17 protein-coding genes and 3 tRNA genes are annotated in these 24,749 nt (G+C 41.9%); 14 read left to right on the top strand and 6 right to left on the bottom strand.

The genetic code is table 11. The annotated features are described in order from the left end of the window. Nucleotides 1-98: 98 nt before the first annotated feature. The 10 genes from ACIH2S_RS15595 to ACIH2S_RS15550 all read left to right on the top strand — a co-directional run bounded on the left by ACIH2S_RS15595 (nt 99) and on the right by ACIH2S_RS15550 (nt 15,650). Nucleotides 99-950 carry a thymidylate synthase gene (locus ACIH2S_RS15595; RefSeq protein ID WP_036956314.1) on the top strand — a complete coding sequence of 284 codons (852 nt, stop codon included), beginning with the start codon at nt 99-101 and terminating at the stop codon, nt 948-950. A 402-nt stretch (nt 951-1,352) separates the two neighbouring features. After that, nucleotides 1,353-1,874: a prepilin-type N-terminal cleavage/methylation domain-containing protein gene (locus ACIH2S_RS15590; protein ID WP_036956315.1), complete on the top strand. Its 522-nt coding sequence runs from the start codon at nt 1,353-1,355 to the stop codon at nt 1,872-1,874. Continuing rightward, nucleotides 1,868-2,482, top strand: a complete 615-nt coding sequence (locus ACIH2S_RS15585; RefSeq protein ID WP_108478483.1) for a prepilin peptidase-dependent protein — start codon at nt 1,868-1,870, stop codon at nt 2,480-2,482. Before ACIH2S_RS15590 ends, ACIH2S_RS15585 begins: the two co-directional genes overlap by 7 nt. After that, nucleotides 2,479-2,922, top strand: coding sequence for a DUF2509 family protein (locus tag ACIH2S_RS15580; protein ID WP_108478484.1), 444 nt, complete (start codon nt 2,479-2,481; stop codon nt 2,920-2,922). Before ACIH2S_RS15585 ends, ACIH2S_RS15580 begins: the two co-directional genes overlap by 4 nt. Further along, nucleotides 2,919-3,287, top strand: coding sequence for a prepilin-type N-terminal cleavage/methylation domain-containing protein (locus ACIH2S_RS15575; RefSeq protein ID WP_108478485.1), 369 nt, complete (start codon nt 2,919-2,921; stop codon nt 3,285-3,287). The genes ACIH2S_RS15580 and ACIH2S_RS15575 overlap by 4 nt, the downstream gene beginning before the upstream one ends. Further along, on the top strand, nt 3,265-6,639 hold the full coding sequence (recC, locus tag ACIH2S_RS15570; RefSeq protein WP_108478486.1) for an exodeoxyribonuclease V subunit gamma: 3,375 nt from the start codon (nt 3,265-3,267) through the stop codon (nt 6,637-6,639). Before ACIH2S_RS15575 ends, recC begins: the two co-directional genes overlap by 23 nt. Before the next feature lie 16 nt (nt 6,640-6,655). Next, nucleotides 6,656-9,550 (top strand): pitrilysin, encoded by a 2,895-nt coding sequence (gene ptrA / locus ACIH2S_RS15565; protein WP_108478487.1) that lies wholly within the window; start codon nt 6,656-6,658, stop codon nt 9,548-9,550. Further along, entirely contained in the window at nt 9,547-13,158 is a 3,612-nt protein-coding gene (recB, locus tag ACIH2S_RS15560) for an exodeoxyribonuclease V subunit beta (protein WP_430247689.1), read from the top strand. Before ptrA ends, recB begins: the two co-directional genes overlap by 4 nt. Further along, nucleotides 13,158-15,050: an exodeoxyribonuclease V subunit alpha gene (recD, locus tag ACIH2S_RS15555; protein ID WP_108478514.1), complete on the top strand. Its 1,893-nt coding sequence runs from the start codon at nt 13,158-13,160 to the stop codon at nt 15,048-15,050. Before recB ends, recD begins: the two co-directional genes overlap by 1 nt. A 24-nt stretch (nt 15,051-15,074) precedes the next feature. After that, nucleotides 15,075-15,650 carry a hypothetical protein gene (locus tag ACIH2S_RS15550; protein ID WP_036956323.1) on the top strand — a complete coding sequence of 192 codons (576 nt, stop codon included), beginning with the start codon at nt 15,075-15,077 and terminating at the stop codon, nt 15,648-15,650. Nucleotides 15,651-15,765: 115 nt separating this feature from the next. Here the strand turns inward: ACIH2S_RS15550 and argA are convergent, their stop codons facing one another. Further along, on the bottom strand, nt 15,766-17,106 hold the full coding sequence (gene argA, locus ACIH2S_RS15545; protein WP_036956324.1) for an amino-acid N-acetyltransferase: 1,341 nt from the start codon (nt 17,104-17,106) through the stop codon (nt 15,766-15,768). A gap of 393 nt (nt 17,107-17,499) precedes the next feature. Between argA and amiC the strand changes: the two genes are divergently transcribed. After that, nucleotides 17,500-18,750 carry an N-acetylmuramoyl-L-alanine amidase AmiC gene (gene amiC / locus ACIH2S_RS15540; RefSeq protein ID WP_036956325.1) on the top strand — a complete coding sequence of 417 codons (1,251 nt, stop codon included), beginning with the start codon at nt 17,500-17,502 and terminating at the stop codon, nt 18,748-18,750. A gap of 157 nt (nt 18,751-18,907) precedes the next feature. On the opposite strand, the gene ACIH2S_RS15535 is transcribed toward amiC, so the two are convergent. From ACIH2S_RS15535 to ACIH2S_RS15525, 3 genes are all read right to left on the bottom strand, one after another. Beyond that, nucleotides 18,908-18,984 (bottom strand) — tRNA-Met (locus ACIH2S_RS15535). Nucleotides 18,985-19,011: 27 nt separating this feature from the next. Continuing rightward, nucleotides 19,012-19,088 (bottom strand) — tRNA-Met (locus tag ACIH2S_RS15530). A gap of 87 nt (nt 19,089-19,175) precedes the next feature. Then, nucleotides 19,176-19,252, bottom strand: a tRNA-Met gene (locus tag ACIH2S_RS15525). 227 nt (nt 19,253-19,479) lie between these two features. On the opposite strand from ACIH2S_RS15525, the gene mltA reads away from it, so the two are divergent. Both mltA and tcdA read left to right on the top strand, forming a co-directional pair. Beyond that, nucleotides 19,480-20,571 carry a murein transglycosylase A gene (gene mltA / locus ACIH2S_RS15520; RefSeq protein ID WP_036956326.1) on the top strand — a complete coding sequence of 364 codons (1,092 nt, stop codon included), beginning with the start codon at nt 19,480-19,482 and terminating at the stop codon, nt 20,569-20,571. Between the two features lie 51 nt (nt 20,572-20,622). Further along, a complete protein-coding gene (gene tcdA / locus ACIH2S_RS15515; RefSeq protein WP_430247688.1) occupies nt 20,623-21,435 on the top strand; it encodes a tRNA cyclic N6-threonylcarbamoyladenosine(37) synthase TcdA in 813 nt (270 codons plus the stop codon). Between the two features lie 33 nt (nt 21,436-21,468). Here tcdA and csdE read toward each other — a convergent pair whose 3' ends face one another. After that, a complete protein-coding gene (gene csdE, locus ACIH2S_RS15510; RefSeq protein ID WP_430247687.1) occupies nt 21,469-21,930 on the bottom strand; it encodes a cysteine desulfurase sulfur acceptor subunit CsdE in 462 nt (153 codons plus the stop codon). Between the two features lie 11 nt (nt 21,931-21,941). Continuing rightward, a complete protein-coding gene (gene csdA / locus ACIH2S_RS15505) occupies nt 21,942-23,147 on the bottom strand; it encodes a cysteine desulfurase CsdA (RefSeq protein ID WP_430247686.1) in 1,206 nt (401 codons plus the stop codon). A gap of 652 nt (nt 23,148-23,799) precedes the next feature. Between csdA and ACIH2S_RS15500 the strand changes: the two genes are divergently transcribed. Next, nucleotides 23,800-24,741: a transcriptional regulator GcvA gene (locus ACIH2S_RS15500; RefSeq protein ID WP_036956330.1), complete on the top strand. Its 942-nt coding sequence runs from the start codon at nt 23,800-23,802 to the stop codon at nt 24,739-24,741. Nucleotides 24,742-24,749: the final 8 nt, after the last annotated feature.

The following is a 24,749-nucleotide window of genomic DNA, read 5'->3' as shown; positions in this document are numbered from 1 at the left end:
TCGCGCTAATAAGCAGTAAATTAAGTCATTTTCGGTTTGTGTTATTGATGGATATTCGATAACACAAACCGCCTGTATTTCGGAGTAAGAGAGCCACTATGAAGCCGTATCTTGAGTTATGCCAACGTATTATCGATGAAGGTCAATGGGTTGAAAATAAGCGTACTGGTGTTCGCTGTTTAACCGTGATTAATGCCGACCTCGAATATGATGTGGGCAACAATCAATTCCCTTTAATTACGACGCGTAAAAGCTTTTATAAAGCCGCTATTGCCGAGTTATTAGGGTACTTGCGTGGCTATGATAATGCAGCGCAGTTCCGTGAAATTGGTTGTAATACTTGGAATGCCAATGCTAATGAAAACCAAGCATGGTTAGATAACCCGCATCGTAAAGGTGAAGATGATATGGGGCGCGTTTATGGCGTCCAAGGTCGCTCATGGCAGCGCCCTGATGGCTCTCATCTTGACCAATTAAAGAAAGTGGTTAATAACCTGAAAAACGGCATTGATGACCGCGCCGAAATCGTGACTTTCTATAACCCTGGTGAGTTCGAAATGGGCTGCTTACGTCCTTGCATGCACACTCACACGTTTTCACTACTTGGCGATACGCTGCATTTGACGTCATACCAACGTAGCTGTGATGTTCCTCTTGGGCTTAATTTTAATCAGGTTCAATGTTTTGTACTGCTGGCACTAATGGCGCGTATTACGGGTCACAAAGCCGGTAAGGCTTATCATAAAATTGTGAACGCACATATTTATGAAAACCAATTGCCTTTAATGCGTGATGTTCAATTAAAACGTGAACCATATCCATCTCCAAGCTTGACGATTAACCCTGAAATTAAAACCTTGGAAGATCTTGAAACGTGGGTAACAACTGATGATTTCATCTTAGAAGGTTATCAGTGCCACGAAGCAATAAAATATCCATTTACGGTTTAATGCGGGTAGATTGATATAAAGGCATAGACACGCATAGACCCTGTAAATAATACGGTTTATGCCTTTGTTTTTTATTATCTTTACGGCTCATTCGATTTTTTAAGCTGCTCCATACCTTTACACCTCGATTAACGCTTACTCTCTTTCATCCTTATTACTTCCGCTATTTCCAATTTTTGCCTTATCCCCGAAAACTATTCTGACCTGTCTCCCTTATTTTTCGGGAACACTTTTTTATCTTGGTACTTAACTTTGCGAAGCCGTTTCCAAAAGCATTTAAGAAAAATGCAAAAGTGACATTTTTTTTTGGGAAGCGTTTTGAAGAAGAGAAAATGTAGGCTGTAGCCATGTGAAATTTTCTTCCAAACTTATTTATAAAGAGCGAGTGACAGGGATAAAGAAATGGCAGAGCAGGCGAGTTTGATACAGGGAAAAGTAAAGTGGCTAAAAAGCAATGTTGATGAGCTGGGATTCACTTTAATTGAAATTCTGGTTGTACTGTTTCTTTGCTCAATAGTGGCTCTACCTGCGTTTTATCAATGGCAACAGCAAGTGAAGCGGCTACAGCTTATTGATGCTGCGAGGCAAACTGCCGAATTTATCTACAGTAACCTAATGGAAGGCATCTATTTAAATCAGCACCGTATTGTGACGGTAAATCTCACATCAAAAGAGTGGCGTTTAGTTGTTATCGATGCAGAGACTGCGCAAGAAATCAGCCAATTTAAAAGCGATAAATTTGAAAGCATTGAGCTTAAATATGCGTCTAGAGAATTAATTCATTTTTACGGTAGGCAAGGAACAAGTAGCCCTTTTCGAATTGAACTCAGTAATGAAAGTGACCAAATATCCGTGATTATTTCATCTTCAGGTCGGGTACGCAGTTGCAGCCAGCAAACGTTGGCAGGTGTTCCTAAATGTTGAATGACATTAAAAAGCATAAAACAGAAAAGGGTTTTTCTTTGCTAGAAACACTGATTGCGATGCTAATTGGCTGTTTGGTCTGCATTGCAGCGATGAATACGATCCCTATGTTATTTAAGCAACTATTTCAGGCTTTTTTTCAATATCAACTGGATAGGGAGGTCCGGCAGGTGTTGATTAATATGGAAAAAGATTTTCGTCGAATAGGTCATTGCAGCCAGTCACCTTCCAAGCCTCATTGTGAAGGAAAGGCAATAACCATAAGCACTAAGTTCTTAAGTCGTCAGGCCAATTCTTGCATTATTTTTGCCTATGATCAGGATTTATCTGGGCAATGGGTTATAGGACAAGGCCGTTCATTACATTCTGATTTTTTTGGATTTAGACTCAACAACAATAAGCTCGAGTCTAACCGTAATGTGACAAACTGCGATGGTACCCGCTGGCAGTCGTTGTTTGATCCTAATATGGTAAAAGTGAATCAGCTGACTTTTGAGTGGCAGCCAAGCACGAAAATTTTAGGAATATCTATGACGGTGGAAAGCATGTTATTGCCTAATAAAACGTTTGATTATCATTCCTCTGTACTGCTAAGGAATGTGCCATGAGGGAAAAAAATGCGCAGCAAGGCAACATTGCCTTAATCATGGTAATGGTTTTAATGAGTGTTGGGCTCATACTCTTAAAGGCATTACATTACTACCAAGCTCGAGCTAGCCATGAATTAATCCGCGAAGAAAAATATTACCAATCATTTAATTTAGCAGAATCAGCATTGTCATGGGGGCTTGCTCAACATTGGAAATTGAAAGCTGAAAAGGTGAGTCCTTGGGTGTGTCAGAGAGAAACAAATCATGGGTGGGTTAGCTGTCTTAAGCATTATAAAAATAATCAATTCATTTTATCGGGTAAGGGGGAATTTTCGAAAAATCAATCGCTAACGATATATCGATGGGTTGTACCAATATGGAATGAAGGGCGTCTACAAGCCCGTGAAAATGGCTGGATAGATTACTGCCCAGTGGCAATTAAAGGATTTTGCCAATGAAGAATTCACAGCAAGGATTTGCACTGGTAGAGTCGATGATTGCGGTGGTTATTTTTGCTATCTTGCTGATAGCTCTGCTAAACTACAGCCAATATATCGCTTTGAATTTTAATCAAATATATCAAGGTTCACAGGCAATTCGATCTCTACATGGAACATTAGAAGGCAAACGCTCTTTTAATGATAAAATTCCATTGGAAATAGGGTATCAGCCCCAGAGAGAACAGATAAAAATCGTGCATTCTGTAAGCCTTGGGGGCTGTAGTGAATCTAAGGTGTCCTTGTTCGTGGGCGGGAAACTGTATTCGATAAGTCGCTGGCAGTGCGCAAAAGGAGAGAGTCATGTTTCAGGTTTATCATTCTAACCAATTAGATCTGCTCAAAGAGCTAATTGCACACTTAATGGAGAATGACCCTCTCACTCATCCTTTTGAGCAAGAAATTGTATTAGTACAAAGCCCAGGTATGTCCCAATGGCTACAGATAGAGCTTGCTAAGCGTTTCGGAATAGCCGCCAATATTAACTACCCATTACCCGCTACGTTTATCTGGGATATGTTCCGTCGAGTGCTTCCCGATATCCCCAAAGAGAGCGCCTATACTAAACAAGCGATGACGTGGAAGTTAATGACGATTTTGCCAAATGTTATTAATGAAACTGAATTTGAGCCTCTACGTCACTATCTACAAGACGATTCAGACAAGCGTAAATTACATCAACTATCAGGGCGTATTGCCGATTTATTTGACCAATATTTGGTCTATAGACCTGAATGGATTGCGCTGTGGCAACGTAATGAATTGATTGACGGGCTCAGTGAAAATCAATTGTGGCAAAAAAGATTATGGTTATGTTTGGTGGAATATACAGAGCAGCTTGGTCAATCGCCTTGGCATCGAGCAAACTTGTATCAGAGTTTTATTGATAAGCTAAAAGCATCACCAGAGTTAGCTAAAAATTTACCGTCACGCTTATTTATTTGCGGTATTTCATCCTTACCACCAGTGTATTTGCAAGCACTCAACGCGATTGCTGAACACTCAGATATCCACTTAATGTTTACCAACCCGTGCCGTTATTACTGGGGAGATATTCAAAGCAGTGCCTTTTTAGCGCGATTACAACAACGGAAATTGCGCCACTATTTGGATAAGCACGAAATTTCCCGCTTTAAAATTGATGAGCATGCAGCCAATTTATTCAACGCGGAAGGTGAGCAGAATTTAGCAAACCCACTGTTAGCATCGTGGGGCAAGCTTGGGCGCGATAATTTATTTTTTATTTCCCAAATAGAGGCCGCCAATGAAGTGTCGGCCTTTGTTGATAATGGGCGAAATAACCTTCTCGAAAATTTGCAGCAAGATATTCTCGACCTTGAAAATCACGCTCAGCTAGGCGTGACTTTAGATGAGTATGAAAGTAGCTCGCAGAAGCGCTCACTTCCTCAGTGTGATCAATCCGTGACATTTCATTCATGCCATAGTGCTCAGCGTGAAGTTGAAGTTTTACAGGATCGTTTATTGGCCCTATTTGAAGAAGATCCTACATTAACGCCCCGCGATGTGATTGTCATGGTTGCTGACATCGACAGTTATGCGCCATATATTCAGGCGGTGTTCGGTAACACCAGCTCATCACACTATATTCCATTCTCCATTTCGGACAGAAAAGCGCTCCAAGCACACCCAATCTTACAAGCATTTATTATGTTATTGGATTTACCTCAAAGCCGATTTTCAACGGAGCAAGTACTGACGCTATTAGAGGTTTCAGCGTTTGCTGCTCGTTTCGATATTGATGAGAGTGAACTGAGTTTGTTAAGGAGATGGGTCAATGAATCCGGAATTCGCTGGGGGCTGGATGATGATAATGTCAAAGCACTATCGCTACCGGTTATTGGGCAAAATACATGGCAATTTGGTTTAAGCCGAATGTTGCTTGGCTATGCGATGGATAGCCGTAATGGTCCATGGAATGGTGTGCTGCCATACGATGAATGTAGTGGTCTCGCAGCTCAGCTGGCTGGGAAATTAGCATTACTCGTTGATACACTTAGAGAATGGCGAACACACTTAGAGCAAGAACGCATGCTCGATGAGTGGAAAGAAATCTGCCAGCAGTTAATCGATAGCTGCTTTAAAGTCGATAGTGAAACTGAAGTTGTCTTAGCATTACTCACGACACAGTGGCATAAAATTATTGAAAATGCGTTGACCGCCAACTACCAAGAAGCCATTCCATTACGTTTAATTCGCGACGAGTTATCGGTTTGTTTTGATGATGAAAAAATTAGCCAGCGTTTCCTCGCCGGTGCAGTCAATTTTTGTACGTTAATGCCAATGCGTTCTGTACCATTTAAAGTGGTTTGTTTACTGGGTATGAACGATGGTGCATACCCACGTAATGTGCCACCACTCGGTTTCGATTTAATGGCAGAAAAAGTCCAGCGAGGCGATAGAAAGCGTCGTGATGATGACAGATACCTATTCTTAGAAGCATTAAATTCAGCGACAAAACGGCTTTATATTAGCTATATCGGACGTTCTATTCGAGATAATCAAGAGTGCAATCCATCGGTATTAGTCACTGAATTATTGGAGTATATCTGTCAGAGTTTCTGCTTAGATGGCGACCAATCGTTGAATATCGATGAAAGTGCACAGCGGCTAAAACAGCATTTGATTATTGAACATAATCGAGTGCCATTTGCGAAAGAGAATTTTGCCTCTGGCTCTCTTTATCAAAGCTTCGCGCAAGAATGGTTGCCCGCTGCAAAAAGTGCAGAGCAAGCGGCTAAGTCGTTTACGTCAATATTAAAACAACGTGAACCTATTACAGAGTTATCGTTAGAACAAATTTTACGTTTTTACCGTCACCCTATCCGTGGGTTTTTCCAGCAGCGTTTGAAGGTTCATTTCTCGATTGAAGAGACTGAACTTCCAGAAGAAGAGCCTTTCGTATTAGGTGGATTGCAACGCTATAAAATTAATGACCAAGTGTTAGATTTGTTAGTCAAAGATGAAGATCCAAATCCTCTTTATCATGCACTAAGAGCCTCGGGACAATTACCTGCAAAACAATTTGGTCAGCTATTTTGGGAGAAACAATTAAATGATATTGCTCCATTAGCTGAAAAAGTGAAAGAGTACGGCGATAGACGTGTCGATTATCCGATTGAGTGTGAAATACATGAGATCAAAATTACAGGCTTATTGCGAAATGTTCACGAGTCAGGAATATTGCGTTATCGACCTGCTTATCTTACTGCTAATGATGGCGTGCAATTATGGATAGAACATTTGTTTTTTAATGCTTTTATTCGTGAAGGTGAAAGCATCGCATTAGGGCGAGAAAACAGTGTTTGGCATTTTTCTGCCATATCCTCAGAGCGTGCAAAAGTACACTTGAATACGCTTATTGAAGGGTATTGTGAAGGAATGAATACGCCACTAATACTGTTAAATCAGAGTGGTTGGAATTGGATTTCGGCGTGTTTTGATAAAAAAACAAAGGAATATGACTTTACGTCAGAAGATGTGCAGCAAAAGGCGTTATCCGCGCTACTGCAAAGCCTACAAGGAAGCCAAATGAAAGTGGGTGAAATGGAAGATGATTATGTATTGAGAGCTTGCAGAAGCATAAATAGTTCGTTGATTGAATCGCTGCTGAGTAATACTCGGCGCTTCTTACTGCCGATGGCAGAGTACTTAAAATAAGGGAGAGCATCTAAGAATGTTACGATTATCGAAACATATCGCTCATTTATTCTTGTTATCACTACTATTTATAGGTAGTGCTATTGCTGCGCAGCCGCTTTGGCAAGTTATGCCAGAGACTATTAATAAAAGCGTCAGTGATCCGCGAGAATATAAAGCAATCAAACTCAACAACGATATGACGGTTTTACTGGTTTCAGATCCTAAAGCGACTAAATCGTTAGCGGCAGTTTCATTACCCGTCGGGAGTATTGAAAACCCGAACAGTCAGTTAGGGCTCGCTCACTACTTAGAACACATGGTGTTAATGGGCTCTAAAAAATACCCTGAGCCAAGTAGCTTCTCTGAGTTTTTACAAAAACACGGCGGAAGCCATAATGCTAGCACTGCACCACATCGTACCGCCTACTATTTTGAAGTTGAAAATGGAGCTCTTGAGGCTGCTACGGATAGACTAGCGGATGCACTCGCTGAGCCGTTACTTGACCCCGTGAATGCAGATAAAGAACGTAATGCTGTCAATGCTGAACTCACCATGGCTCGTGCGCGTGATGGTATGCGTATTTGGCAAATTCGTTCCGAAACGCTAAATCCTGCCCATCCAAACTCTCGCTTTGCAGGTGGAAATCTGGAAACGTTGAAGGACAAGCCCAATAGCAAGCTCCAAGATGAGTTAGTGAGTTTCTACAAACGTTATTACTCAGCAAACTTGATGAATGGCGTGTTGTATGGCGACCAATCTATTGAACAATTAGCGAAAATTGCCAATGAAACCTTTGGCCGTATTCCTAATTTTAATGCTTCAGTACCAGAGGTTACGATCCCCGCAGTGACGGATAAAGAAAAGGGGATTGTGATCCACTATGTTCCCTCTCAGCCACAAAAAGCATTGCAAATCGAATTTAGTATCAAAAACAATATGGCCGATTTTCGTAGCAAGAGTGATGAATACATCGGCTACTTAATTGGAAATCGTAGTCCGGGAACGTTATCTGATTGGCTTATTTCCCAAGGATTAGCAGAAGGTATCAGCGCATCTGCCTCGCCAAATGCAGATCGTAATTATGGTTCATTCTCTATCTATGTCACATTAACGGATAAAGGGTTAGCGGAACGAGATCAAGTTATCGCGGCTATTTTTGCTTATATTGATTTGATTAAAAACCAAGGGGTTAACCAAGATTATTTTGATGAAATAGCGAAAGTGCTTAATTTATCATTTCGTTATGGCTCTATTGTCAGAGACATGAACTATATCGAATGGCTTTCTGACCAAATGATCACTATGCCTGTTAATCACGTTCTAGATTCTGATTATGTTGCAGACAAATATAATCCTACGGCGATAAAACAGAGACTTTCTGAACTGACTGCGCAAAATGCACGTATTTGGTTTATTAGCCCGAACGAACCGAGTAATAAAAAAGCTTACTTTGTCGATGCGCCTTATCAAGTTGATAAAATCAGTGAAAAGCAGTTCACGGAATGGGCTGGTTTAGAGTCAAAAATGACTTTTAAATTACCAAAATTAAACCCTTATATTCCCGATAACTTATCCCTGATTAAAACGGATAAAGCGTATAAACATCCTGAAATAATTTATCAGGAAGGGAATATACGTGTGCTGTATATGCCAAGTCAGTATTTTGCTGATGAGCCGAAGGCAAGTATTACGTTAGACCTGCGTTATAACGATCAAGATGAAACAGCAAAATCTCAAGTGGTAGGTTCTTTACTGCAATATATTTCATCGTTAAAAATGGATGAATTACAGTATCAAGCCTCCGTTGCTGGGATGTCGGTCTCTGTCTCTCAAGGGGTTGGATTACAGTTAAATGCGAGCGGCTATACTCAGCATTTATCGGAGCTATTTTTATCCATGACCAAGGTGTATTTAAGTTTTGAGCCAACAGAAAGAGAGTTGATTCAGGCAAAATCTTGGTACAAAGAACAAATCGAAGTGGCAAACAATGCGAAAGCATACGAGCTAGCCATGCAGCCATTGCAGCGCCTTAACAGTGTTCCGTATTTTGAACAGGAGCAACGGTTAGCTGCTTTAGACACGATCACTTTGAAAGATATTACGGACTACCGTAATTCCGTCGTTGAAGGTGCCGCCTTACAAGCATTAGTTGTGGGTAACATTACTCAGCAGCAAAGTGTTCAAACTATCCAAGATGTCAGTAAGCTGTTAAAGAGCAAAGGTAAAAATTGGTGGAGTGGTGACATCGTTGTGGTGAATAAAACCTATCTAGCCGATTTCCATAAGCAAGGTAATAGCAGCGATAACGCATTGGCCGAGTTATTTATTCCTGATGGTTATGACCGTATCGATGGTGCGGTTCTGTCTGGTATTTTATCTAAAATTGTTCAGCCATGGTTTTACGACCAATTACGGACCAATGAGCAACTAGGTTATGCCGTATTTGCTTTCAAGGTGGGGCTTGGTGATCAGTGGGGTATTGGCTTCTTGCTGCAAAGTAATGCCAAAACACCAGATTATCTCAATACTCGCTATCAAGATTTCTATAAAGTCACTTTGGATAAGCTGAAAAAATTACCTTCTGCTGAATTTGAACAATATAAACAATCGATTATTACGGAAATGAAACAGCCGCCACAAACATTCTATGAAGAGGTTGGGCGCTATGGTTCCGATTTTTCTCGTAATATTTTCAGTTTTGACTCCCGAGATAAAGTGTTATCGAGATTAGAGACTGCCACTCAAGCTGAAGTGATTGCATATTATGAAAATGCGGTTTTAAAACACCAAGGTTTAGCGATGGCATCTCAAGTTATTGGTCAGGGTGTTGATGAGACATCAGGGTATGCAAAACTGAAAAACTGGGTATTGTACCCACAAGCTTCAGATCTTCAGAAAATGTTACCTATCAAGGAAAATGTTGAGTGAATAAGGTGCAGATGAGTTCCCAATTGTTAGATGCCTATAAACTCCCGTTACGTGGACAGCGGTTAATTGAGGCATCGGCTGGTACAGGTAAAACCTATACGATAGGGATCCTCTATCTGCGTCTATTATTAGGTTTAGGGAATGAAAATGCATTCCCTCGACCTTTAAGTGTTGAAGAGATTCTGGTTGTGACCTTTACTGAGGCGGCGACCAATGAATTACGCGGGCGTATTCGTGAGCGCATCCATAAGATGCGTTTGGCGTGTTTACGTAATGGCTTGGGATTCGAATCGGAACCAGAATATCTCACACTATTAACGGAGTTACCGAGTGAAGAGCAACGCGCTTTTGCGGCGAATTGGCTATTAGCCGCTGAGCGCCAAATGGATGAAGCCGCTATTTACACCATTCATGGTTTTTGCCAACGAATGTTAGCGCACAATGCGTTTGAATCAGGCATTTTGTTTGAACAAACGATGATCCAAGATGAGTTTCCTATCCAGAAACAAGCATGTGCGGATTTTTGGCGTCGTCATTTTTATCCTCTGGATTATTCGATGACCAAAGTGGTTCATGCTGAGTGGAATGGACCTGAAGCACTCTTGAACGAGATTAAGCCGTTCTTGCAAGGGGATATTCCCGTTATTATCAATCAGCCGGAATTACCTGAAACTCTTGAAGAACGTCATCAACGTTTGATTGGTTTAATTCAGAATTTAAAAGATTTATGGACAAAAAATGTCGCTGATTTTGAAAAGCTAATTTCTGATTCAGATGTAGATAAACGCAGCTACAGCACACGTTATTTACCTACATGGTTAGAAAAAATAACCGAATGGGCAGAGAAAAGCACCGATGATTATCAACTGCCAAAAGATATCTTAGAGCGTTTTGCGCAATCTCGATTAGATGAAAAATCCAAAAGCGGTTCAGGGCCTTCTCATGTAGTCTTTAGGTTAGTTGATGAGTTGCTTGCCCAAGCGCTGACGATTAAAGATTTGATTATTCCTCAAGCGATTAGTGAAGTACGCCAGACTATTGCTCATGAGAAGCAAACACGCGGTGAGTTAGGTTTTGATGATCTACTGACTCGTCTAGATAGAGCGCTGCATCAAGATGGTGGAGCATTACTTGCCGAAGCAATTGCTAGGCGTTTCCCTGTTGCGATGATTGATGAGTTTCAAGATACTGACCCGCAGCAATATCGTATTTTTCAGCGTATTTATCGGGAAACTGATAACACTGCATTGCTGTTTATTGGAGACCCGAAACAAGCCATTTATGCATTCCGTGGTGCGGATATCTTCACGTATATTGCGGCGAAAAAGCAAGTTAGTGCTCACTATACGTTGGAAACAAACTATCGCTCATCTCAGCGTATGGTTGAAGCTGTAAATCAGGTTTTCCATCACGCTGAAAACCCATTTATTTTTGAACAAATTCCATTTCAAAGCGTTAATTTTGCGGCTCATAATAGCCACAAAAAACTTATCCATGATGGGAAAGAAGTGAAAGCGCTTACTTTCTGGCAGCAGCATGCTGAAGCGGTCTCTGTTTCGGAATATGAACAAGCCCTGGCACAGCAATGTGCGGCGCAAATAGGACAATATCTTGCTGGTGGTCTGCAAGGTTCAACCTACTTTGAAAACAAACAGCAGCAAATTCCTGTAGAAGCCTCGGATATTACCGTATTAGTTCGCAGCCGTCGTGAGGCGATATTGATCCGTGATGCACTAAATCAACTTAATATCCCATCGGTGTTCCAATCAAATCGAGAAAGTGTATTTGCGACCCAAGAAGCTAAAGAAATTCTCTGGCTATTATTGGCCGTATTAACACCAGAAAAAGAACGGGTATTGCGCAGTGCCTTAGCGACGGGATTATTGGGTTTAACGGCAGAAGATATTGATAGCCTAAATTACGATGAAAAAGCCTGGGAAAATGTCGTTGATGAGTTTGCTCACTATGCTGTAATTTGGCGTAAACGCGGTGTTCTTCCCATGTTACGTGGGATTATGTCTCAAAGACATATTGCTGAAACCTTGCTATCGGGTTCTGAAGGTGAACGCCGTTTGATGGATCTCATGCATATTGGGGAATTACTGCAAGAGATGTCTCTCCAGCTTGAAGGTGAGCACACACTAACCCGTTGGTTAGCGCAGCAGATTGCCCATCCTGACCATCAATCAGATGCACAACAAATGCGTCTTGAAAGTGATAGGCATTTAGTACAAATCAGCACCATTCATAAATCCAAGGGGTTGGAATATAAAATTGTTTGGTTACCGTTTGCCAGTAACTTCCTACCTCAATCAAAAGGTCTGTTTCACGACCGTGATGATTACATAGCGAAACTCGATCTTGATGATACCGAAGAGTATGTCGAATTAGCGGACGAAGAGCGCTTAGCCGAGGATTTACGTTTATTGTATGTGGCACTCACTCGCGCTATTTATCACTGTAGTGTCGGAGTCGCGCCGCTTATCAAAGGTAACCGTAAAAAAGCAGGTAATACAGATTTGCACCTATCCGCGCTGGGATATTTGCTGCAAAAAGGGCAAGAAGGTGACAGTGTTTTGCTCAGCAGCATGCTCGATGCACTCAGTAATGATGTGATTGATGTGCAACTGATAAACTCCCCTGAAATGGTAAGGCTGAATTTAACCAAAGAGACCAGCGATGAGTTATCAGCGAGGGTGATTTCTCGACACTTTGATGATAGCTGGCGTGTAACAAGCTATTCGGGTTTGAGTTATAGCGCATCCCATGGAGAAGAAGATCAAACCTTATCGGCCGAGCAATTTGCTAACTCATTAGCCCCTAAGATGGATATTGAAGTTAGTCATGATGTCGAGGTACAAGAAATACAAGAAAATCAACTGACCCCCCACCAGTTTCCTAAAGGCGCTGCACCCGGTACATTTTTACATAGCTTAATGGAAGAAATTGATTTTTCAGGTGACATTTCTTCCGAATGGCTAGAAGAAAAACTGCAAGTAGCAGGCTTTGATACTCAATGGGTTCCTATGTTACAAGGCTGGTTGAATGCCATTTTGAATGTACCGTTAGCCGATGATGGGCTCTGTTTGTCGGCTATTCCAGCTCAAGATAGATTGGATGAAATGCAGTTCTATTTACCGATTGATAGCTTGCTCAATGCAAAAGATGTTGATCGCGTTACTCACAAGTATGATCCTCTGTCAAAACATTGTCCTCCGCTTAATTTTGAGCAGGTACAAGGTATTTTAAAAGGCTTTATAGACTTAACCTTCTGTTGGAAAGGGCGGTTTTACTTATTGGATTATAAGTCTAACTATTTAGGCGAAGACGCCTCTTATTACACTCAAGAGGCGATGGCTGAAGCAATGATTGACCATCGATATGATCTGCAATATCAGCTCTATTCGCTGGCATTACACCGTTTTTTACAACAGAGGATGCCAAATTACGATTATGAAACTCATTTTGGTGGCGTTTATTATCTTTTTTTACGTGGTACGGAACGCATAGATTCTCAAAATGGTGTCTTTTTCTATCGACCAACAATTGAATTTATCAGTGAGTTTGATGCGCTATTTCATGATGCTCAATCTAAGGAGCCACAATGATGAAAGCGTTGTTTAATCAAGCTATTGAAGCTCGTATATTCACACCTCTTGATGTGCAATTCGCTTATAACGTTGCAAATGAAGATAACCCGATTTTATTGTTAGTGGCTGCGCTGCTTAGCGCAGAAACCATGTCTGGGCATGTCTGTTTAGCACTGGATGATATTCGTCCTGACGTGTTATTTATGGGAAGACACCCTGAATTTACAGCGCAATTGTGGCACATGATTGGGGAGCCAAATCAAGCCTCTATCAGAGTGGCGTTATTATCGAGCGAATCTGTGTGTGAAGTCGGAGGTGAGTCTGTTGGCCCATTGCTGCTATCAGGTGATTTTCTTTATTTCCAGCGTATGTGGCAATACGAGCAGTGCGTAGCTCACTTCTTTTCAGAGACTGAATTATCTGATGTTGATAATACTGAAATTCAGCTGATTTTAACGACGTTATTCCCTGAGTCAACGCAGATAGATTGGCAGAAAATTGCCGCCGCTGTTGCGTTAACGAGTCGAGTTTCAGTCATTTCAGGGGGGCCAGGAACAGGTAAAACAACAACCGTAGCGAAAATTTTAGCGGCGCTGATTAAGTTAGGCCATCAGCAGCAACATCGCTTACGTATTGAATTAGCCGCTCCAACAGGTAAAGCAGCCGCCCGTTTAACCGAGTCATTAGGGTATGCGATGAAACAACTACCGTTAAATGACGATGAGCGTGAATTACTCCCCTCTCAAGCCAAAACATTACATCGACTATTGGGTGCTCAACCTGAAAGCCAGCAGTTTCGTTATCATCGAGATAACCCGCTTGCACTTGATATCTTAATTGTTGATGAAGCTTCAATGGTGGATTTGCCGATGATGGGCAAGCTTATTGAAGCACTGCCTGACTCTGCCAAACTGATATTTTTAGGCGATAAAGATCAGCTCGCTTCTGTTGAAGCGGGGGCTGTTTTAGGGGATATCTGCCGTTTCGCGAATAAAGGCTATAGTCCTGAACGAGCAGCTCAGCTGGAGCGATTGGCTGGATGCTCATTAAGTGAATTCACCTCAAATAAAGGGCCTGCTATCCGTGATAGCTTATGTCTATTAAGACACAGTTATCGTTTCTCTGCCGATTCAGGAATTGGTCAGCTAGCTTTCGCCGTCAATACCGGAAATGTGAAGCGGGTGGATGATATTCTTGCTCAGAATTTCACGGATATTCATAACTATATCCCTAGTGCCATGCCAGATAATGAAAGCGATGCCGAAGCCAAAATGAGTGAAAGTTACGCCAATATGTTACTAGATGCGGTCGGGTTTTATCAGCACTATTTATTAGCCGTTAAAGCGAAGGAAAAACCTGCTGATGTCTTACATAAATTTAATCAATACCGTCTACTTGCCGCATTAAGGGAAGGAGCTTACGGGGTTTCAGGTCTAAATGACAAACTTGAAAAATTACTTCATCGCCAAGGGTTAATTACAAAACCATATAACTTGAAGCATAAGCACTATGTTGGAAGACCGATTATGATCAGCCGCAATGATAGTGCACTAGGTCTCTTTAATGGTGATATTGGTATTATCCTGTTAGATGAAGAGCGCCAGATGAGAGCCTACTTCCAATTTCCTGATGGCACTATTCGTGGGATCCAACCAAATCGACTGCCAGCACATGAAACGGCTTACGTGATGACAGTACATAAATCTCAAGGTTCAGAGTTTGCTCATACCGCCTTGGTTTTACCTTATGTATATTCGCCGGTGATTACCCGAGAGCTCGTCTATACCGCGATGACACGAGCTAAGAACGAACTTTCATTGTATGGCAGTAAAAAAGTGTTACGTCGTGCGATAGAAACCCCCACTAAACGCCGTAGTGGCTTAGCGCTACAGTTTGAGCAGTTAAATTAATTCCCAGACATTTAAGGTACCAATATGGAAAATCAGCAACAAATGACCGCCGTGACAGTAACATTGAATGCCAAAATTGATCCTGCTCGCCGTGCAGATTTGGAAGATGCATTTGATCAAGCCATGGAGAAATTAGGCAAAGAGGGGCAAATCCAAGTCAGTGGTGGTGGCACCCAATTAGGTGAAAATGGCGAAGTTGCTGAGTGTGATATTGAATTGGCACTAAGTGATGCAAGTGATGAAAACATCAGCCTGATTATTCAAATGTTTTCGGCGATGTTAGCCCCTAAAGGCTCTCGCTTAACTATTCATGGTGAAGACGTTCAAATCGACTTTGGTGCGGATGAAGGGCTGGCGATTTATTTCAATGGCACAGATTTAGCTGATGAAGTCTATGAAAATAATGATATTAACGATCTTTTTGATCAGCTTGATGAAGCGGTCGAAGATATCGGTGGGATCCATGGTGTTTGGGATGGTCCAACAGAAACCGCATTCTATTTTTACGGTACCTCTTTTGCTGAAATGGAAGCGATTTTACGTCCACTGTTAGAGCAAAATCCACTGTGCGAAAAATGCCGAGTCGTGCAAATCGCTTAACTTAATATTAGGTCACATTAAAGAAAAACCCAGAGTATTACTTGAATATCTGGGTTTATGGACGCGAGTTAGAGAGTATGGCGAACTACTTTGTTTGCCAACTTTCTGTGAGATTTCAAGCGGCTTGGCTTTTAATATCCAGCATTAAAATTTTTGATTTACGCTGATAGTTATAAAGTGCCTGCTTTTTGACTGGAAGCATCTCAATTTCTGCAGGAATAAAACCACGTTCTTGGAACCAATGAATGCTCCTTGTGGTTAAGACAAACAGTTTATCCAGCTCTAGTTGCTTAGCTTGCGTCATAACGCGTTGTAGCAGCTCTTCGCCCCGAGAAGAGCTACGATAATCAGGGTGTACTGCCACGCAAGCCATCTCCCCAAGTTTTTCTTCGGGATATGGGTAAAGTGCAGCGCAGGCGATCACCAAATTATCGCGCTCAATAATCGTGAACTTATCGATTTCCATTTCGAGTTGTTCCCGTGAGCGTCTAACCAGAATACCTTGCTGCTCAAGAGGTCTGATTAGCTCTAAAATCCCACCAATGTCATTGATATTCGCACGGCGAGTCTTTTCTGAGCTTTCCATGACTATCTGCGTACCGATACCATCACGGGAGAAGAGTTCTTGGATCAACGAACCATTTTCTTGATAGCTAAGTAGGTGGCTACGGCGTACACCTCGGCGGCAGGCAGAAGCTGCGCCACGCAAGAAGCGAACTGTTCCAGAGTAATAATCTCCTTCAGATTCTAATTCTTGTATCCGTGTTTCTGCCTCATTTGGGAATAGCTCAGACAGAATATTACCGTCCTTATCAGCCACCCCTTGAGATGAGCAGAAACCAATCAGTTTTTCGGCTTTGATTTTAACGGCAAGCTGAGTTGCAATCTCTTCCGAGGTGAGGTTAAAGCTTTCACCGGTTACAGAAACTGCCACAGGGCCAATTAACACGATAGATCCATTATCGAGTTGAGCATTGATAGCATCTTCGTTGATGCGACGGATACGACCGCTATGGCAATAATCAATTCCATCATCGACACCTAAAGGCTGTGCAATCACAAAATTACCACTCACAACGTTAATGTGTGCTCCTTGTAATGGCGTATTGCCTAAACTCATTGATAAACGAGCCGTAATATCAAGCTGCAATGCTCCAGAAGCTTGCTTAACATATTCAAGGGTATTCGCATCAGTGACACGGGTATGTTTATGATAAATGGCGTCATAATTATGCTCAGCAAGGATGTCTTCGATTTGAGGTCGAGCGCCATAAACAACGACAATACGAATGCCAAGGCTATGAAGTAGCCCTATATCATTGACAATGCTAGGAAAATTTTCATGCGCAATTGCTTCACCGCCAAGCATGATGATAAATGTCTTGCCACGGTGGGCATTTATATAAGGTACCGAATGGCGAAATTCATCAACCAACTCGGTGCTGCGCTCTTTCATAATCACCCTCTTAACTGAATTTTTATTCGCAATAACTGTATTTTTATTCTTTTTGGCGGGAAATATCAAGTAAAAGTTAGGACAATAAAAGTAACAAATTTATTTTTAAGGTTTACATATCTCTAAATATAAATGGATATAATCACAACAATGCAATCTGCATATCAGATTATTGCCAATAAATGTTATTCGGCAATTGAGCATCATTAACTATTTAAATTACGCAAGTATGGCGTTTATATTGCATTGAATAGATGCGTGCTGGGATATAAATAGAATAGATTGGTAATGACAAAGGATGAAGAACTAGATAGAGTGCGAATTAGTCGCTAATATATTATCTCTTGTCTTAGATATTATTAAACTTTTCAGGATATAGATTCGGAATTATTGATGAGTCATCAAGATCACAGCCCATCAAAACGTCGCCTATTGCAAGGTGCGGCGGCAGTTATGCTATTAAGTGTCAGCCCATTCGGTTTTGCTGCCAGTAGTAGCGTTGTTGCTGTTCGTATTTGGCCAGCCTCGAGTTATACCCGTATTACTCTAGAATCCAGCATTCCTTTAAAGTATCGCCAGTTTGTTTTAAACAATCCTGAGCGTATTGTTGTTGATTTAGAGGGCGTTCAATTAAATAACGTTCTTAAGAATATGGGAAGCCAAATTCAGTCTCGAGACCCTTACTTAAAATTAGTGAGAGTCGGGCAGTTTGATCCTAAAACGGTACGTTTGGTTTTTGAAGTTAAAAACAAAGTATCTCCTCGATTCTTTACCCTACCGCCAGTCGCTGAATTTAAACACCGTTTAGTTATGGATTTCTATCCGGGTAAAGGTGTTGAAACCAACGACGACCCATTATTGGCGCTCCTTGAAGATTACAACAAAGGTGATTTAGAAGAGAGCATGCCGGTACAGGCGAAAAAACCAGGGAAAGCGGGTACCGATAGGCCGATTGTTATTATGATTGACCCAGGGCACGGTGGGGAAGACCCCGGTGCGATTGGTAAGTATAAGACCCGTGAAAAAGATGTGGTTTTACAAATCGCCCGTCGCTTGAAAACGCTGATTGATAAAGATCCGAAAATGCGGGCATATATGACGCGTAATGAGGATGTCTTTATTCCATTAAAAGTCCGCGTGGCGAAAGCGAGAAAAATGCAGGCTGATTTGTTTGTTTCTATTCATGCGGATGCCTTTACCAACCGTTCAGCGAATGGTTCATCGGTCTTCGCACTCTCCACGAAAGGGGCAACCAGTAACACGGCGCGTTACCTCGCTCAAACGCAGAACGAAGCTGACTTAATTGGTGGGGTGAGTAAAAGCGGCGATGCGTATCTCGACCATACCATGTTAGATCTGGTGCAAACTGCAACGATCAATGACAGCTTAAAGTTTGGGGATGAAGTTTTAAAACGTATGGGGCGCGTTAACCGGCTACACAAAAACAAAGTGGACCAAGCTGGCTTCGCGGTATTAAAAGCCCCCGAAATTCCATCTATTTTGGTGGAAACAGCCTTTATCAGTAACTTAGAAGAAGAGCGTAAACTCAAAACCGCTAAGTTCCAACAGCAAATGGCTGAGTCGATTTTTGAAGGGATCAAAGCTTATTTCCGTAATGGGGGCGAGTTAGCTATCCGTAATTAATCGTGATATTTTTGGTGTCGAAGAAGGTGGCAAACAGTAATGTGAGTCGCCTTTTTTATTGGGTGAAAACAAGAAATTAAGTGATTAAAAATCTGTTTGGGTTTTGATATGACTAAGAAAGACAAAGAAAAGAATAAATAAGAAGAGAAAAAAGAATTGGTTGCGGGGGCTGGATTTGAACCAACGACCTTCGGGTTATGAGCCCGACGAGCTACCAAGCTGCTCCACCCCGCGACTGAAGAGGTTAAATATATCAGGAATTGGTTGCGGGAGCTGGATTTGAACCAACGACCTTCGGGTTATGAGCCCGACGAGCTACCATGCTGCTCCATCCCGCGCCTGAATATTTCACTACTTTGGGATACTACTTTGATTTTACTGCTGAACTTACTTTGACTGAATCAAGTTTGACTAAATCAAGAAATTGGTTGCGGGGGCTGGATTTGAACCAACGACCTTCGGGTTATGAGCCCGACGAGCTACCATGCTGCTCCACCCCGCGTCCGATAGCGGGCACTATACTCGGGATGAGATCTGATGCAAGTTTTTTCGTGTTTTTTTTTCATTTTTCATCAAGTGGCGTTTAAAAATCGCACAAAATGTAGTTTTTTTGTTCTTTAAAGGTTTCTAACCCAAAAATAACCCCACTAAATATTTATACCCGTTTCATTCTCAATTTGGGTTTGCTATTGTGCGCTTCATATTGGATATGTGTTAGGTGGTATAAAGATGAATTCATGGCAGAAAGGGTTAATCGCGGGCGTCTTCTTTTCTTTATTGGCAGGGTGTCAATCTCATCCAACAGATAAAGGGCAACAATATAAAGACGGTAAATTGCACAGTGACTTGCAACAAGTTAATCAAGTTAACGTGCAAGGACGACCAATAAATGCGCCGGATTTTAATCGCCAAGTGACGGAAATTCAAAATGCATCACCACGCTTATTCAACAACAATAATGAAACTTACCACGCAATAGAAAACTGGTTAATGGCAGGGGGCGATCCTGCTCAATTATCGCGTTTCAATTTGTCGGCTTTCCAAATGGAAGGGATGGACAATTACGGAAACGTCCAATTCACGGGGTACTACACGCCTGTGATTGAGGCTCGACGCTCGCCGCAAGGTAATTACCGCCATCCATTGTATGGTATGCCGTCAAAAAGCAAGGGGCGCTTACCTAGCCGTGCACAAATATATAATGGCGCGCTCAGTAACAATCTGATCCTGGCTTACAGCGATTCTCCTGTCGACAATTTTATGATGGAAGTGCAAGGCAGTGGTTACGTGGACTTTGGCGATGGTAGCCCACTGAATTTCTTCGCTTATGCAGGCAAAAATGGTCATGCATATAAAAGTATTGGTAAGGTGCTGGTTGATAGAGGCGAAGTGCCTTTAGAGAAAATGTCCCTACAGGCTATTCACGACTGGACAAACACGCACAGTGAACAAGAAGTGCGTGAATTACTTGAAAGTAATCCATCGTTTGTTTTCTTTAAACCGCAATCTTTCGTCCCTGTAAGGGGTGCAAGTGCAGTGCCATTAGTGGCAAAAGCATCAGTAGCATCGGATAAAACCTTGATCCCACCGGGAACCGCATTGCTAGCCGAAGTTCCTGTGTTAGATGGAAATGGGAAATTTACGGGTAGATACGAAATGCGTATGATGGTAGCCCTCGATGTGGGCGGCGCAATTAAAGGGCACCATTTCGATATTTATCATGGAACAGGGCACGATGCAGGGAAAATGGCCGGTTTTTATAACCACTATGGTCGAGTGTGGGTTCTGAAAAAAAGCCAACCTGTTTTTAGTGCGATGTAGCCCTATTTACTGTTTATTAAGTTTTCGTTTTAACTAAGGTTGTTTGTGATTATGCTAGCTCAGCTTTCTGATGCGTGGATGCAGCGATTCGCTGGAATCGGGCGTTTATATGGGCAACAAGCCCTTCATCTTTTTGCACGTTCACATGTGTGTGTTATTGGCGTGGGCGGCGTCGGCGTATGGGCTGCTGAAGCATTAGCGCGTTCAGGAATTGGCGCTATCACCTTGATAGATATGGATGATATCTGCGTGACAAATACGAATCGCCAACTTCATGCATTGAAATCAACAGTGGGGCTACCTAAAGTTGATGTGATGAAAGAGCGCATTTTGGCAATCAACCCTGAGTGTACCGTGAATGTTATCGATGATTTCATTACGGTGGATAATGTGGCTGAATACCTCTCTTTGGGATTTGATTACGTTATTGATGCGATTGATAGTGTAAGACCAAAAGCCGCGCTGCTGGCGTATTGCCGACGTTTTAAAATTCCTGTCGTGACGACGGGGGGCGCAGGTGGTCAAATCGATCCGACCCAAATTCAAGTCGCGGATTTAGCAAAGACAGTTCAAGATCCTTTGGCAGCGAAATTACGCGAACGTTTGAAATCAGACTTTAATGTCGTGAAAAATGGCAAAGGTAAATTGGGAATCGATTGTGTGTTTTCGACGGAGCAGTTGGTCTATCCACAAAGTGATGGAACGGTATGCGCGGCAAAAAGCACAGCAGATGGTTCAAAACGTATGGATTGTGCATCAGGATTTGGTGCGGTCACGATGGTAACAGCCAGTTTTGGCTTTATTGCGGTGTCCCATGCGTTGAAAAAGATGGTTGCAAAGGCACAAAGAGAAGCTAAACAGTAGAATTGAGGCTACGATGTAGCCTCAATGGGATAATCATTCTGCTGGGGTCATTTCACCCGCAATGTTTTTGATTGCTGTAATTAGTGCGTGGATCCCATTTTGGCGGGATTCACTGAGTTGCCCTGTTAGACCAGTTTGACTAAAAATATCTTCAAAATCAGTCTCTAAAATTTGCTGTGCATTTTTCTGTTCAACGCAGGCGAGCAAAATAGCAAATAACCCTTTCACTACACGACCTTCGCTATCCCCATAAAAATGGAATGTATCATCATCATTGAGAATAGCGCCAATCCATACACGGTTTTCACACCCTTGAACTTCCTGAGTCTGCTGCTTTTCTTCTTCTGTGAGAGAGGGTAGTTTTTTCGCGAGCTGAATGAGTAAGCGATATTTATCTTCCCACGCTTTTTGTTTGGAAAACTGTTCAACGATTTCGTGAGTGACAATTTCTGTGCCAAATGGATGAGAAGCCAGTTCATGTCGAGACAAAGTCATTAGATTACCTTTTAATCATTTAAAATCGAAAGTGCAAATTTCACTGAATCAATAAATTTATCAATATCTTGCTTGTTGTTATATGGCATGGCTGAGATGCGTAAACAGCCGCTAATATTGAGTGAATCCATCAATGGTTGAGCACAATGTTGTCCATAGCGTAATGCAATTTTCTGTTCGGTCAAGAAAAGCCCTAAATCACTATGGTGAATATTGTGGAAATTGAAAGATAAAAGCGGTGAATTTTGAGTTCGATAGAAAATCGCGCCTTCGAGCTGAGAAAGCTGCTCATAGGCATAGTCTATCAGAGCACAAGTATAGGCTTCTGCTTGCGTTAAGTTTTGCGTTGAAAGCCACTCAAGCACAGCTGAAAAGGCTATTACACCCGCGATATTCGGTGTTCCAGCTTCAAATCGCTGAGGGATTGGGGCGAGGGTGAAGCCTGAAAAATCAACATGATTCAACATTTTACCGCCGCCATGCCATGGGCTCATATTGGCTAAATGCTCGGGTTTTCCATAGCAGATACCTAAACCTGTAGGCCCATATAATTTGTGCGCTGAAAAAGCGTAGAAATCTACATTGGTTTCCATGACGTTAAGGGGATGGTGTACAACGCCCTGAGCGCCATCAACAACGACTTTTGCACCAAATTGATGGGCAAGTGTGGTTATCGCGTTAATGTCTGGTTGGTAGCCCGTTACGTTAGACATTTGTGTTACTGCAACAATTTTGCTTTTGGTGTTCAAGAGTGATTGCAGCATATTGAGATCTAAGGTTAAGTCAGGAGTCACCTCCCATTTAACAATCTTTGCGCCTGTCTGTTGTGCCAACATCAGCCAAGGTAGCAAGTTTGAGTGATGCTCAGTCTCACTGACAATAATTTCATCACCTGCTTGGAGTTTTTCACGGAAATAACTCTGTGCAATCAAGTTAACAGATTCAGTAGTGCCACGTGTCCAGATAATGGATTTTTCGTCTGGTGCTTGGATCAATTTTGCCGTGAATACGCGGCCTTGCTCGTACAATCGCGTAATTTTTAATGCTTCAGGGGATTGCCCTCGATAGACCGAACTGCCAGAAAAGCGATAGTAATCATCAGAGGCGTTGATCATATCCAAGGGTTTTAGGGCTGTGGCGGCGCTATCAAGGAAAACAATATCAGAGCCGATGGCTGGAAATTGCTGACGAAATTGAAGGGCGTTAAAGTTATCCATTATGCTGATTCTTTGATGTTAGCTATCCAACGGGTGAATGTGGCTGTGGTTATGAATATGCGTTGATTATGATAATAACGGAAAACAGCGAATAAGTAGATGGAGATAAAAAATGTAATTCAGTTATCGATTATTAGAAATAATTTGTTACACTTAACAGGAAGATTTTTGCGCAAATTTTTGAATAATTGCGCGCCTGAAAAAAGTTAACGTACTAAATCGATGAAGGGTTTGCTTTTTAATCTAATGGTTAAATTTAATTTAAGATGTGTTTTTTGGGCTTTTTTACTCGAAATCCGATGGGATAATGTTTTTTTATCTTTCATAATGGGTTTTATGGCGCCCAAAATAAAAAAAGCACCGCGCTTAGGCGGTGCACTATAAAAATCACTATGGACAGACAGGGTAAATGTACAGGAAGTGAAAAAAACAGTAGCAATCGCTACAAAGCCTGGATTAACCAGACAACTTGCAAACACAACATCACAACCACAAAGCCAAAAGTTTCAAAGTAACTAAACTCTGCAACTTTTCGTTCCGGCTTAGGAAGTGCGCATACTATAGGTATTTACTGGCGTATCCTCAAGGGACAATTTATAATGCTTCGGATGAGAAAAACTAATGCGTATAACGAAGCTGAGTCGAAGAGATTATGTCTAAAAGATTACCGCCTTTAAATGCTCTGAGAGTGTTTGATGCCGCCGCCCGTCATTTAAGTTTTACTAAAGCGGCAGATGAATTATTTGTGACACAGGCAGCTGTCAGTCATCAAATAAAAAGCTTAGAAGATTTCCTCGGATTAAAGCTATTTCGCCGTCGAAATCGTTCATTGCTGCTGACGGAAGAGGGGCAAAGTTATTACCTTGATATTAAAGAAATTTTCTCGTCTTTAAATGAAGCGACGAGAAAGCTTCAAGCCAGAAGTGCAAAAGGCGCACTAACTGTAAGCTTATCGCCAAGTTTCGCGATACAATGGTTGGTTCCTCGGCTTTCTGGATTTAACCAAGCTTTCCCAGGTATTGATGTGCGTATTCAAGCCGTTGATCGGGAAGAAGATAAACTAGCGGATGATGTGGATGTTGCCATTTTTTATGGCAGAGGAAACTGGACTGGCTTAAGAACAGACAGACTCTACGCCGAATATTTAATGCCAGTGTGTTCACCTTCGTTAATGACCGGAGGGAATCAACTGAAGAACCCAGAAGATTTAGCGAAGCATACGTTGCTTCATGATTCTTCTCGCCGTGATTGGCAAGCTTATGTTAAGCAATTAGATTTGCAAAATATTGTGAATGTGCAGCAAGGACCTATTTTTAGCCATAGCGCTATGGTGATCCAAGCGGCAGTTCATGGGCAAGGGGTGGCATTAACCAATAATGTGATGGCAAAGAATGAGATTGATGCTGGCAGATTGGTGTGTCCGTTTAGCGAAGTATTAGTCAGTAAAAATGCATTCTATCTGGTCTGCCAAGAGAGTCAGGCCGATTTAGGGAAAATAGCGGCATTTCGTCAATGGATCCTTGCTCAAGCAGCCAGTGAGCAAGAAAAGCTTGGCTTTATTACCAATGACCAAGATTTGACGCATATACAATAATCAAACAG

Source organism: Providencia lanzhouensis (assembly GCF_050469745.1).
GTDB lineage: Bacteria > Pseudomonadota > Gammaproteobacteria > Enterobacterales > Enterobacteriaceae > Providencia > Providencia lanzhouensis.
This window is presented reverse-complemented; position numbering and strand designations above follow the sequence as displayed.

Excerpts from the sequence above, each read along its gene's own strand:
- ACIH2S_RS15595 (WP_036956314.1), top strand. The coding sequence starts at position 99 with ATGAAGCCGTATCTTGAGTTATGCCAACGTATTATCGATGAAGGTCAA.
- ACIH2S_RS15590 (WP_036956315.1), top strand. The coding sequence starts at position 1,353 with ATGGCAGAGCAGGCGAGTTTGATACAGGGAAAAGTAAAGTGGCTAAAA.
- ACIH2S_RS15585 (WP_108478483.1), top strand. The coding sequence starts at position 1,868 with ATGTTGAATGACATTAAAAAGCATAAAACAGAAAAGGGTTTTTCTTTG.
- ACIH2S_RS15580 (WP_108478484.1), top strand. The coding sequence starts at position 2,479 with ATGAGGGAAAAAAATGCGCAGCAAGGCAACATTGCCTTAATCATGGTA.
- ACIH2S_RS15575 (WP_108478485.1), top strand. The coding sequence starts at position 2,919 with ATGAAGAATTCACAGCAAGGATTTGCACTGGTAGAGTCGATGATTGCG.
- recC (WP_108478486.1), top strand. The coding sequence starts at position 3,265 with ATGTTTCAGGTTTATCATTCTAACCAATTAGATCTGCTCAAAGAGCTA.
- ptrA (WP_108478487.1), top strand. The coding sequence starts at position 6,656 with ATGTTACGATTATCGAAACATATCGCTCATTTATTCTTGTTATCACTA.
- recD (WP_108478514.1), top strand. The coding sequence starts at position 13,158 with ATGAAAGCGTTGTTTAATCAAGCTATTGAAGCTCGTATATTCACACCT.
- ACIH2S_RS15550 (WP_036956323.1), top strand. The coding sequence starts at position 15,075 with ATGGAAAATCAGCAACAAATGACCGCCGTGACAGTAACATTGAATGCC.
- argA (WP_036956324.1), bottom strand. The coding sequence starts at position 17,106 with ATGAAAGAGCGCAGCACCGAGTTGGTTGATGAATTTCGCCATTCGGTA.
- amiC (WP_036956325.1), top strand. The coding sequence starts at position 17,500 with ATGAGTCATCAAGATCACAGCCCATCAAAACGTCGCCTATTGCAAGGT.
- mltA (WP_036956326.1), top strand. The coding sequence starts at position 19,480 with ATGAATTCATGGCAGAAAGGGTTAATCGCGGGCGTCTTCTTTTCTTTA.
- tcdA (WP_430247688.1), top strand. The coding sequence starts at position 20,623 with ATGCTAGCTCAGCTTTCTGATGCGTGGATGCAGCGATTCGCTGGAATC.
- csdE (WP_430247687.1), bottom strand. The coding sequence starts at position 21,930 with ATGACTTTGTCTCGACATGAACTGGCTTCTCATCCATTTGGCACAGAA.
- csdA (WP_430247686.1), bottom strand. The coding sequence starts at position 23,147 with ATGGATAACTTTAACGCCCTTCAATTTCGTCAGCAATTTCCAGCCATC.
- ACIH2S_RS15500 (WP_036956330.1), top strand. The coding sequence starts at position 23,800 with ATGTCTAAAAGATTACCGCCTTTAAATGCTCTGAGAGTGTTTGATGCC.